This is a genomic window from Leptolyngbya sp. AN10, assembly GCF_050565645.1.
GTDB lineage: Bacteria > Cyanobacteriota > Cyanobacteriia > Leptolyngbyales > Leptolyngbyaceae > Leptolyngbya.
In genome coordinates, this window is the sequence record NZ_JBNXVP010000008.1 from 12,603 (window position 1) to 24,941 (window position 12,339).

The window sequence follows — 12,339 nt, forward strand, 5'->3', positions numbered from 1 at the left end:
CTTCAGACTGGCTTCGGTCAGTCTTTTTCTTTTTTGTTCCTTAGTTCTACCAATCATGACAGACCTATTTACCTGGATTCAGACGCACGATGTTAGCAGTACAACTCAGCGATCGCTGCAATTTGCTACTCGCATTCCATACGATCGCTTACTGAGCCAGCTTTCACTCACTCGCTCTCAGCGCCAAAAAGTCAAAGATAGTCTCAAAGCCATTCGATTACTCAAGCAATTGCAAGCAGCGAATCGAATTCCTACAATCAATGAGCAAAGTCAGCTATGTCTTCATTTGGGGTCTGGATTGAGTGCCGATCTCTTCGTTGATCCACCGAAATCAGAATGGGCAAAGCTGGCGGCTGAACTGAAAGCGCTATTGACTCCTGAAGAGTTTGCTCAAATGCGGGGGACAATGACTACGGCTTACTACACGCCGCCTGCGATCGTTCAGTGCATCTATGAAGGTCTAGCTCGACTCGGTTGCAACGGTGGGGAATGGCTAGAGCCAACCGTTGGCACAGGATTATTTATCGGACTCACACCCGCTGATTGGTCATGCCATTGGACTGGCGTGGAGATTGATTCGATCAGTGGCAGCATTTGTCAGATGCTCTATCCAGAAGCAACCGTATATCTTCATGCCTTGGAACGGACTCGATTAGCTGTTAATCATTTTGATGGATGTATTGGAAATGTGCCTTATTCAGAAGTCACGCCCTATGATCCACAGTTCGTAAATTGGTCACTGGACGGACTGCATAACTATTGTTTGGCGCGATCGATTCAAGCCGTTCGTCCGGGTGGAATCATCGCGATCCTAACCTCGGTTGGAACATTGCAATCAAAGCGTAGTCAGGCGTTTCGCGAACGAATCAGCAACTTAGTTCGACTGCTAGGAGCTTTCAAACTCCCGATGACTGCTTTTCGGAGTTTCAGTCATACCGATGCACCCGCAGATTTGCTGTTTTTCCAAACGCTTGCGTCGGGAGAAACTGGCAATGCCGAAGAATGGGTTGATTTAGTCGAAAATCCTATTCTGAATCCAGAAACGCAGGAGCCGCTATTGCTCAATCGCTACTTTCAAACTCATCCGCATCACCTATTAGGTGAACTAGCGATCGACAGACTCTATGCCAGTCCTCGACTCTCACTCCAGCCGATTCATTCTAATTTGCCGGAGGTACTCAGTCACGCTCTGCTCGATCTGCCAGAGAATGTTTATCGATCGCGTCCTGTTCAAGTTTCGGTTAGCTCAGACGCACGAGATTGCTTACCCATTCCGCCAGATCTGCAATCGTCAGTCAAACCGTTCGCTTATATTTGGTATCGAGATCAGCCTTATCAATGTCGAGATGGGCAGCTTCATCGAATTGAAGCAAAAGGAATGAAGCGGCGACGGTTGTGGTGGCTGATTCAAATCCGGGATGCGGTGCGCCGCGTGCTGGACATTCAATGGGAGTCAGATGACGATCTTGAACTAAAGCAAGCTCAACTGATTCTCAATCAACGGTATGACGAATTCATTACGCAATACGGCTGGCTTCATTCTCAGGGCAATGAGCTTGCTTTTGGAAATGATCCAGAATATCCATTGCTATTGGCGCTAGAAGTTTGGAACCCAGATCGTCCAGAAGAAACCGAGAAAGCAGATTTATTCTTTAAGCGCACCTTAGTTCGAGTGCCTACGATCGATGAAGTAAAAACAGCAACAGAAGCTCTGGTTCATTCGCTTGCAGATCGCGGAACTATCGATTTAGCATACATGAGCGAGTTGTATTGCAAATCAGAGGCAGATATCGTTGCAGAACTTCAGAGATCGGGAACGACACCATTAATTTTCCGTGATCCGCATGTCGATCAATGGGTTACAGCAGAAGAGTACCTGAGTGGCAATGTTCGACTGAAATTGGAGCAGGCTGATAGTGCAGCACAGCAATCTCCCGCTTACTTGGTCAATGTTGAAGCTCTGAAGCAGGTGCAGCCAAAGCCTCTAAAAGCAGGGCAAATTTATGCTCGTCTTGGCTCTCCGTGGATTCCAGCCGATGCGATCGAAGACTTCATTCGCGAAACCCTTGGCATTCAAGGATCAAAATTACTGCGCGTCACACATTCGATTCACAGTGCACATTGGAAAGTCGAATATCGCGGCGCTGACAGTACCTTAATTTCTTCACAATATGGAACGAGCCGTGTTTCTGCCATTCGACTGATTGAGCTTGCTTTGAATCAGAAATTGCCTGCGGTGTATGACACGATCGACAAAGACACACGAGTCAAAAATCGGGACGAAACTCGTCGGGCATTGCTCAAACAAGAACGACTGAAAGAACTATTCAAGCGTTGGATTTGGCAAGACTGGAAGCGAGCCACACGACTCGTTGAAATCTATAATCGCGACTTCAATTGTCTGCGTCGTCGGCAGTATGATGGCACTCATCTCAAGGGTAAATTGCAGGGTGTTTCGGCAACTTGGCTTGATCGACTTTACAACCCGAAACGAGCTTACCAACTGAATGCAATTTGGCGAATTATTAGTAGCGGCAATACCCTGATCCAGTATCCAACGGGGTCTGGGAAAACAGCGATCGCAATCGTGGCTGCTCAAGAAATGCGCCATCATCACCAATGCACGAAACCTGCTCTTGTCGTCAAAGATCACCTCGTTCTCCAACAAGCAGCAGAAGCCGCACAAATCTATCCAGGATTGCGAATTCTAACGATTTCGACTCGTGATCTCGATTCGGCTAAGAAACGGCAGGAACTCGTTTCTCGTGCGGCAACTGGGGAATGGGATTTCATTGTGATGTCGCAAACGGCATTTAAGATGCTGAGGCTGCGCTCCGAAACGATTGATTCAATTATTGCGAATGAAACCGACCGTGTTCGCAGTGAAGATTACAAACGCAAGCGTAGCGGAAAACGGGCAGCGAAACAGCTAGAGAAAAAGATCGATCGCACTGAAGAGAGAATTCGAGAACACATTGATTCAGTTCAACGCGACAACACAGTTTACTGGGAAGATTTGGGCATTGATTTACTACTGGTTGATGAAAGCCAAGATTATTTGGGATTAGCAACTGAAACCCAAATGCAAGGAGTATTAGGAATTTCGCCTTCTAACTCCGATCGCGCTTTAGATCTCTACTACAAGACCCAGTATTTAGCTCAACTACACGGACGCGATAAAGGTCTAGTTCTTCTAACCGCAACCCCGATCCAGAACACACTGGGACAAAGTTGGGTGAACTTGGTTTATCTCTGCCCGCAAGTTCTTCAAGCAAGAGGGATTCGCCACTTTGACTCATTTATCTCCACGTTTGCTGAACCAAAAGTTTCTGCTGAAATCACGGCAGCAACAACACTTGAGATCAAGACGCGCTTATCCAGTTGGTCAAACCTGCCAGAGTTTCGAGAACTTTGGCTATTAGTCGCAGACATTGTGGTTGAATCTCAACTCGATATTGAAAAGCCGAAGCCGAATTACCAAACGGCTGAAATTCCAGCAACTGCATCTCAATTAAAGTTTTTCGATTACATTGCAGCACGAGCAAAAAAACTTCAGGGGCGGCGCTCCAAAACAGATAACTATCCATTGATCACGACTCACGTCAAACAAGGTGTCATTGATCTGCGGTGTTTACCAAGCTCGGTGTTACGCCAATTTCTAGATGATACTGAAATTGCAGCCTTGGCAAACGAACACAGCAAGTTGGAGCAATTCATTGAAGATACCTATCAAACCTGGGTCGAAACACAGACAGAGCGATGTACTCAATTGCTGTTTGTCGATATTGGTCACGGGTTTATTCATCCGTATCTCAAGCGTCGTTTAATTGATCGTGGAATTCCAGAACATGAACTTGCCTTTGCTCAAGACGCAAACAGCGACGAGCAGAAAGCTCAACTCTTCCGTCGAGTCCGTCAAGGTGATGTGAGAATTCTCTGCGGCAGCACTCCAACGATTGGAGCCGGAACACAAATTCCTGATCGTCTCAAAGTTCTGCGGCATCTAGATTGCCCACTTCGCCCCACTGATCGCTGGCAGCGAGACGGGCGCATTCTCCGACCTGGAAATATGCATACAGAGGTCGAAATCATCTCCTATGTCACGACAGGCAAACCTTACCAGAACGAAGAGAACAAGCAGATCCAAGGACTCTCACCTGATTCGTATCTGTACGAAGTCAATGTTCGCAAAGCTCGGTTCATTGAGGAGGGACTATATCAGACGGATGACTCTATCAGGACGATCGAGGATATCGATGAAACAACTCTCGACTTTAGCTTGCTTATGGCAACTGCAACCGGAGATCGACGATTGTTAGAAAAAGTAGAGTTGGACAATCAAATTCAAAAATTATTGATTGAAGAGCAAGATTGGCAAGGAACACAAATTGCGATCGCTCAACAACTCGATCAACTGCCTTACCAAATCGAGAGCGTCCAACAGGCTCTTAATGCCTATGAGCGCGATGCACAAACTCTGATTCCAACGCAAGGAGATGCCTTTCAACTGATGCTCAACCATTCCCAAATTCCCTACAGCAAGCGGCTCGAAGCTGCTCAAGCCTTACAAGACATTGCAGCCGATTTAATTCGGAGTAGACGTGCTACTAAACAAGCGATCGGCACTTTTGCTGGATTTGGACTGTGGATCGAGCATGAACCCGCTTTTCAGACTACTATCTTACGCTTACAAGGAGAACGAAGCTATGAAACCGAAGTTCGAGAAACCGCCAAAGGAACTCTGAGCGCATTAGAACATTGTCCTGATCAAATTGCAAAATCCATTCAGAACTGCCGTCAGAGCTTAGAAATACTCACCGCAGAACTTGAGCAAATTCGTCCTCTCTTTGGGCAACCGTTTGAGAAAGCTGATGTTCTCAAAGCCTCACTCGAACGGCAGGAGCAACTCAATGAAGCTTTGGGATTGATGACCGAAGCACAAATGGATGCAGTTGCTCTGGCAGCATAGTTCAACATTACCTCCATGTCCTATTTTGGCGATCGCTATAGTCCTAACCCTGGCATCAATGACACGATTGTATGGCTTCTCGATCACGGTTATCCACCGCTCCCGATCGCGCCCTACCAAGATCCATACCAATATCCAAAGCTACCCATCATTCCAAACACTGAACCATTACCTCGGTTCACTGGAAAAAATCCTTCATACCTCAATTTCAATGGACATCCATGCCTCATCAAACATCAGGACTTTCAGCATCGCCTACCAAGTTTCAGAAAAGTCAAGCAGTGGTTTTGCGATCCGAGAACTGGAATTGCAACAATGGGAGGATGGAATAACACAGTTTGGCTTGATTTTGATGTGCATCGATTCCAGTCGATCGATGACTGTTGGACAATTTTGCAAGCTTATCTAGAGTTTGCACCTTGTCTCAAATCGACCTTCATCGAAATCAGCCAAAGTCAGGGTTGGCATCTTGGAGTACGCTGCGATCCATTGCCCAATTTTTCTAACTTTGCTTTTCAACCAAAAAGCTTCCAAGTAGGTGAGCTAATTGGTGAAGGGAAAATCATTGTATTAGCACCAACTCAAGGAAAAACTGGGCAATACCAATCAATTCAGTGTGTCATGCCGATCGAAATCGAATCACTCGATAGCATTAGCATCTTTGCTCGAACTCAAGCAACTCAACCTACGATCGCACTGCCAAATGTCTCTATATCAACGACTGATCAGCCAATCGCGATCGAACACCTAATTTGTCGGCGAGTGAGATTTCTACTCCAACAATTGAACGAAATTCCAGTAGGACAAAGAAGCGATGTTCTCTGCACGATCTCACGGGAAGCGTTCGGCTGGGAGAACTGGTTGCAAAACTATCCTTATCGTTTAGCTCAATCGGCTGACACTTTCTGTCAAAGCATTGGGCAGCAATTAGGGCTAGATACAGCGCGGATTCAACGCATTTTGAATAGCCAGTCTCACAGTGTTTCAATTCGGTATTCAATGCCTGCCATTTATCGCTATCTCGGTAAGGCAGGTTGCGATCGACAGGTTCAACAAGCGGTTCGTCTTTCACACTACTTCAAGGAAAACTCTCATGACTCAAACCACAAAGCGCAAATCAACTAAATCAACGACGGCTAAAACTAAGCCAGCCGAAGTAGAAACGCCCGTTGTTGAAACTCAACCAGCGCCCCTTGAAGGGCGACTAGCAACGGTGCAACAAGCAACGCTTTCAGAACTTACTCAATTGGTTGTTAAAGCTGTCCCTTCCCAAGGGACCAATCCAGAACTCAAATATCTGGTCATCGAAGCTTGTGTAGACACTCAGCAGCTTTTCCTACAAGGATTTGATCTGAAGATTGGAATGCGCGTTTGTCTGCCTGCAAATGTTTCACAATCTGGTAAATTGCTAGTTCCGCCGTTACAGTTTTCTAACTTGATTGAGAAAATGCCGAAAACTGCGATCACACTGGAAGCTGCACCTGGAACTACTCAGCTTCGATTACTCAGCGCGATCGCGCAAAGCGAAATTCCTGCAAAACCTGCGACTCATTATCCAAAACTGCCTGAGCCTGATGGAACTATCGAGCTTTACGAACTGAATGCGAGAGAATTCCAACGAGCGATTCGAGCGATCGCAATGTGTGCTTCAAAAGATGAAAGTCAAGCTCCGCATCATGGGGTTCAAATTCAACTCTGGAAGCAATCTGAGCAAACTTGCTTCAGCTTGTGTGCGGCAGATGGTCACGTTTTAGGACTGTATCAAACGACAACACCAGAGCAAGAAGTACCAGACTTTGATTGCATTGTTCGAGCCGATGCATTAACAAAGCTCTCAGAACTCTTAGATCTCAATGTCAGCGATACGGTCGCGATCGAACTGGAAAAATCTGAGCAAGCCACAAATTCAATCATTCGCTTTCGATATGGCGAAAATAGCGCCTATCACTGCATGACCGTTCGAGTGCTAGAAGGAAATTTTTCAAACTATCGCAATATTTTGAGCAATCTGAGACAGCAGGTGCAAACCACAGTCACGATTGATCAAAGCCAACTCATTAGCTGTTTAGACCGTCATTTAGTCATGGTCACAAGCATCAATACACGAGTTGTTAAATTTACGGCAACCTCAACCGGACTCGATACAGAAAGCAAATCTGCCAACGGTGGTCACTGCGAATCGATCTCTGGACAAATCAATGGCAGTTCTTTGACCACGCACCTGAATGCAGCGAACCTCCAACGAACGATTCAAAAACTCAATCACACTGAAGCCAAACTTCAAATCATTGGTGAAAAGTCGCCCCTTCTGATCTCTGCTCCTGAGAGTACTGCTGACCAACTCAGTCTGACTTTCCTACTGATGCCCGTCGAAATCTAGCAACTTTCCTATGACTCCTAACTTCGGCTCGATTCAAGACTACTTGAATCAAATGAGTCAACATCCTTTACTGACACGAAGCGAAGAGCAAGTATACGGCACGCAAATTCAACAGATGATGGCAATCCTGACTCGAAAGCAAGCTCTAGCTCAATCGCTCGATCGAGAACCAACGCTAGAAGAATTGTCCCAAGGACTAGAAATCTCTGCTGCTGAAATTCAAGCAATCCTGCGAAAGGGCGATCGCGCTAAATCAAAAATGATTCAGCACAACTTACGCCTGGTCGTATCCGTCATCAAAAAGCAGCGAATTTGCTACACCACAGAAGATTTTCTAGACTTGATGCAAGCAGGGCGCATTGGACTCGATCGCGCGGCTGAGAAGTTTAATCCAAATCTGGGCTACAAATTCTCAACCTATGCAGTCTGGTGGGTGCGGCAATTTATTGCGCGTGAGGTGATGGATCATGGGCGTTCAGTTCGCATTCCGGTTCATCTACATGAAAGGTGGCATCGGATGCACAAAGTTCATCGACAGCTAACAATTCGTCTTAGTCGTAGTCCAACGCGAGAAGAACTCGCTACTGAACTCGAAATGACGATCGAGCAATTAGCCAAGCTCCATGAAACATTTCAATCAATTGATTCTCTCGATCGTCCAATCAATTCCGACTCAGATGATCCCTTGATCAATTTCATTGATGAGCAAATCGATACATCAGCCTATGAAACACCAACAGAATCCGTCGATCGAACACTTCTGCGCGACGCAATTGAACAAGCGATCGCAGGTTTGTCCCAAAATCAGCAAACTGTAATACGGCTGCGACTTGGGTTGGACGGCGATCCGATGACGCTTGAACAGATTGGGCAAATTCTCAATTTAACCCGCGAACGCATTCGTCAAATTGAGGCAAAAGCCAAGAAAATTCTTCAACGTAATCCAAATCTTCAACAGTACCTTCCTCATCAATAGCTCTTTCGATGCTTATGACTTCTTCAACCGATTCTGTCTTACCAACTGAGCAAGATGCTAATGATTCAGATTCGAGTGAATCAACTACTTCAGTCGAGTCTGAAAATACACCCTCTTCGCCATCACTGCTATTTCTCACGCTTACACTTCTACCTGATGATCAAGATCCCAATGGACGACCCATTCTGATCGGAATTCACAGTCCTGATGAAGTTGCTCACTTGCTTCCAATGTTTCGGGAAAATCAGTTGGATCAACTGCGATCGCATCTGCCAAATTGGATTTCTGAGTACGAGCAAGTTCTGATTCAACGTCAAGTTGATCAAGCAAAAGCCGAAGCTGCCAAACCCAAACTATCCTCAAGCTCGAAACCTAAATCTGCTCCAATCAATCAACGTCCTGCCCACATCGAAACAAGCTCAAAGCCAACCGCAACAAAAGAAGTGAGAGGCACACAGCGCAGCCTATTTGACCTATCCTGAACTTTACTTGATTAAAACCATGTCAACTGAATCCACAGATACAACATATATTGCGGTTTCCTACGATGGCGATCGACCACCAATCCAAGTTCCGATTGCGATCGCGAACAACGACGACGCGCTCAAAAGTACACTCAGCGCCTATGGGATTGCCAGCGCCCGAACTGCTAAAGTTCAACGCAACGACGATGGTACGATTACTTTGATCAAGCAAGCCGGACAAAATGGAGCTTCACCTGCTTCAATCCGGCAAATTTTAGAAGAGGCTCCTGCTCATCAAAATCCAGCGATCGCACTTTACCTCCAACTGCGCTACCAGGACTGGCAAAACGCTCTAACACCTGAGTCTTTGATCATGATGCAAGAGCCAATTCGCCAAGCAATCCACGAAGGGGAGATCGAGCAGCGAAGCATTCAAAAGGCTCTAGCTCAATTGAACCGAAGAACACCGCTACCGATTTCTAGACCTTTTTCCTGTTTTTGAGCAATGGCTTATCCACCTACCACAGTGCAAACTGTTCTACCTGTGCTGCCGATTCCTGAATTCTGTGGGCGAGGACTAGATTGGCTAAGGGCAATGTTTGTTGATCCAAGCGTTGCTCTTAGTTATCTAGAAACCATCGAATTACATCTAAAACTGCGATCGCTCTACCAGCATTTCTTCCCGTTTGAATTTCGGCTGAGTACTGCAAGCCGCCATTGGGAGCCAGATCAGCACAGCGAGGAAGAACTGGAATTCTTCGACTTGATTCACGAGCGGCTTTTTTATCTCCCGATCGATGGGGATGAAAACTTATGTACTGGCATTCCGATTTACTCAATCGCGCCTGACTTCTGGTACGAAGAGTATGAGTGGGAAGAGCTTGATGTTTTGGAGCAGCTTTTATTAGGGCTGTCTGGGCAAGAAGAGTGGGGAATTCTAGAGCAAACCTTTCTCACTGTTCCGCTTCTCAATCCGGTTCCATCTAGCCGAATTGATTGGAATAAATTTAAGCTGAATTGTGAAGCGATGCCTGCTCCGTTAAATTACTTCCACCTTGCGATTCAAATGTTCGATCGCGAAACAGGTAATCCATTTATCGATAACCACAACTATGAATACATTGATCTTTGGGCTTGGACTGTAGAAGCGATCGAGGAATTGACTCATCACTACCACAAAGCAATTCTACTTCAGCAAAAGGCGCAAATCTTAGTCGATTGGCTCACCGATCATCCTCATCGACTGATTCAACTCATCGATCTATGGAATCGTTCAGCAAAAACCACTCCAGCAAGACCTAGTATCAAAATCATTCAATCATCCCAGCTAGGTCAAAACTGGGCAGTGCGTCGCAACTAAAGCTCAATATTTCACACTCATCATCATGACTGTTTCAGCAGATTTAATTCCCGAATTACTAGCTGATCCTCCTCGTCCGCTAATTAAGGCACAAGCAGAAATCATCTTTGCTGAGGATCAACTGCTCTATCATTATCGAGGTCAAAGAGGCGAACATCAATACAAAGTCATCAGTCCAGCAGCGATTAAGCTGGCATTTGATCATCAAGAAGATGATAGTGGTTGGCTTCCACCAACCACCGTTCGGCTTGGCAAAGTTGGCGATCAACAGTGGATCATTCAAGTTTATCCACCACAGCGATACACTCTTACTCTAATCACAGACAAGTCTTTTCGTCCAGTTGATCAAGAGCGTGTCACACTAACACTACCTCTGCCTGGATTCATTGTGCTTGCGATCGGTGCTCAAGTTTATCTTTGGGCAATCAAGCAAAAATTTGAGCCTACAATTGCACTCTTCCAGCCACCCTTACCGAATGCGTCAAGCAACGGGTTGCTCTGTTTTGGGCAGAACGAGAAGCCTCTAGCAAGTTCACAGACGATCGAGAGAATTTGGCAAACATGGTGGGAAGGACTATTCAACAGTCATCAAATAAATGGCAAATCAAAGCAATTTGACCATGATATTCGATGGCAGTTGTGGAAGGTTACAACCTCGAAAAAGCGCAGCTATCCATTAGGCGACTTGCATCCCTGTACTTGGAGGACTTGCGAAGAAGCTTGCCGCAGCATTCTGAATTCTTCTTACAATTTTTAGCTAACTATGACGCAACCTTTAATCGGCTATCACTTCATTCGACAAGATAGCCTCCCTCAGCAACAGGGCTGCATTCGAGATTATTTAATCGGAGCGAATGGAATTTTTGTTCGGGCGGAACGACCAGACTTTAGCGCGATCATTCCACTCCAGTCGCTCTCGTTTCCAGGATTAGCAGCCGTTACACCACGTCTTACATTGCGTCGTTCACGAGTTAATGCAAACTTAGTCAGTAAAATGATAGCGATCGCAAAAACTCCGCAACCTTTTGTTGAGACGCTGTTTTACTTTCAATGGAAAGAAGACTGGCAACTAATTCTACCTTCTCAATTGCAAACTCAAAGCTCAGTTCAACCCGTTCTCCCAGGAACATCAGACAATTGCTATCAAACCGCTACGATCGAGGTTCACAGTCATCCTCCAGGCGCTACTACATTCTCAGCCGAGGATACTGCGATCGCAACAGGCTTCCGAATTTTTGCCATTCTAACGAATCTAGATACCAGTCCCAGGCTCATTACTCGTGTGGGAATTGATGGCGTGTTTTGGTCAGTGCCATCTCATCTAGTTTTCGATGTTCCTTCACTGTAGAGACTGAATCATGCAAGTTATCAACACCGATTATCTAGAAGCTAAACCAATCTGGCTCGGTGAATTCGATCAAGTTTTATTTGTCTTAGTTGGTTGTGGTGGTAATGGATCATACATGTCAGAAACGATCGCTCGATTTTGCCGCTTACTGATTCAGCAAGGAAAACGCGCACAAGCTTGGTTCATTGATCCGCAAACGGTTGAGGTCAAAAATATTCCTAGACAACGGTTCAGCGATGCAGAAATTGGACTCAATAAAGCTCAAGTTCTAGCGGCTCGTTATTCGTTGCTTTGGGGTGTTGAAATTCATGCTTATCCAACTCTGTTCGATCCGGATTTACTTCCGGGCTATCACTCCTGGCTCACGTTCTTAGTTGGCTGTGTAGATGATGGTCCGGCTCGAAGTGCGATCGCTCACTGCCTCAACCAAAACTCATCCTCTCAATTGCCGAAACGCTGGTGGCTGGATTTAGGCAACCATCAAGAATCAGGACAAGTTCTACTCGGCAGCGCTCCAACACAAAATCATCTGAGTTGGGCGTTTCAAACGCCTTCCCACTGTCTTACGCTGCCATCCCCGGCTCTCGTCCATCCTGAAATCCTGCTCCCTAGACCGGATCAGTTAGCAAATGCCCCAGTGAGTTGTGCGGAGATCGCTCTGCTGAATGCTCAATCGCAAACGGTGAATGGAATGTGTGCTGCGATCGCGGCTGACTACCTCAATCGACTTCTCTTCGGGCAATTAAAGAAGTGGGCAACCTATTTTGATTTAGAAGCCGGAAGCACTCAGACGCGCTACACCTCACAACAAGCAGTGATGCAGTTTGCAGAAACATAGGTGA

General features: G+C 46.0%; 10 protein-coding genes. All 10 read left to right on the forward strand.

The window, feature by feature from the left end:
- Positions 1 to 55 precede the first annotated feature (55 nt).
- From ACQ4M5_RS13175 to ACQ4M5_RS13220, 10 genes are read left to right on the forward strand one after another with little or no spacing between them, the layout of a single operon-like run.
- Positions 56 to 4,969 (forward strand): DEAD/DEAH box helicase, encoded by a 4,914-nt coding sequence (locus ACQ4M5_RS13175; RefSeq protein WP_430676082.1) that lies wholly within the window; start codon positions 56 to 58, stop codon positions 4,967 to 4,969.
- A gap of 15 nt (positions 4,970 to 4,984) precedes the next feature.
- A complete protein-coding gene (locus ACQ4M5_RS13180) occupies positions 4,985 to 6,094 on the forward strand; it encodes a hypothetical protein (protein ID WP_430676083.1) in 1,110 nt (369 codons plus the stop codon).
- The gene (locus ACQ4M5_RS13185; protein ID WP_430676084.1) at positions 6,063 to 7,349 is read left to right on the forward strand and encodes a DNA polymerase III subunit beta; all 1,287 of its coding nucleotides are present in this window, start codon (positions 6,063 to 6,065) and stop codon (positions 7,347 to 7,349) included. Before ACQ4M5_RS13180 ends, ACQ4M5_RS13185 begins: the two co-directional genes overlap by 32 nt.
- A gap of 10 nt (positions 7,350 to 7,359) precedes the next feature.
- Positions 7,360 to 8,325 (forward strand): sigma-70 family RNA polymerase sigma factor, encoded by a 966-nt coding sequence (locus ACQ4M5_RS13190; protein WP_430676085.1) that lies wholly within the window; start codon positions 7,360 to 7,362, stop codon positions 8,323 to 8,325.
- A 14-nt stretch (positions 8,326 to 8,339) separates the two neighbouring features.
- Positions 8,340 to 8,807, forward strand: a complete 468-nt coding sequence (locus ACQ4M5_RS13195; protein ID WP_430676086.1) for a hypothetical protein — start codon at positions 8,340 to 8,342, stop codon at positions 8,805 to 8,807.
- Positions 8,808 to 8,826: 19 nt separating this feature from the next.
- Positions 8,827 to 9,291, forward strand: coding sequence for a hypothetical protein (locus tag ACQ4M5_RS13200; RefSeq protein WP_430676087.1), 465 nt, complete (start codon positions 8,827 to 8,829; stop codon positions 9,289 to 9,291).
- Between the two features lie 3 nt (positions 9,292 to 9,294).
- Complete coding sequence (locus ACQ4M5_RS13205) at positions 9,295 to 10,149, forward strand: hypothetical protein (RefSeq protein WP_430676088.1); 855 nt, start codon at positions 9,295 to 9,297, stop codon at positions 10,147 to 10,149.
- Between the two features lie 25 nt (positions 10,150 to 10,174).
- Complete coding sequence (locus ACQ4M5_RS13210) at positions 10,175 to 10,906, forward strand: hypothetical protein (RefSeq protein WP_430676089.1); 732 nt, start codon at positions 10,175 to 10,177, stop codon at positions 10,904 to 10,906.
- A gap of 6 nt (positions 10,907 to 10,912) precedes the next feature.
- Positions 10,913 to 11,497, forward strand: a complete 585-nt coding sequence (locus tag ACQ4M5_RS13215) for a hypothetical protein (RefSeq protein WP_430676090.1) — start codon at positions 10,913 to 10,915, stop codon at positions 11,495 to 11,497.
- A 10-nt stretch (positions 11,498 to 11,507) separates the two neighbouring features.
- Entirely contained in the window at positions 11,508 to 12,335 is an 828-nt protein-coding gene (locus ACQ4M5_RS13220; protein WP_430676091.1) for a ThiF family adenylyltransferase, read from the forward strand.
- The last annotated feature ends 4 nt before the right edge of the window (positions 12,336 to 12,339 follow it).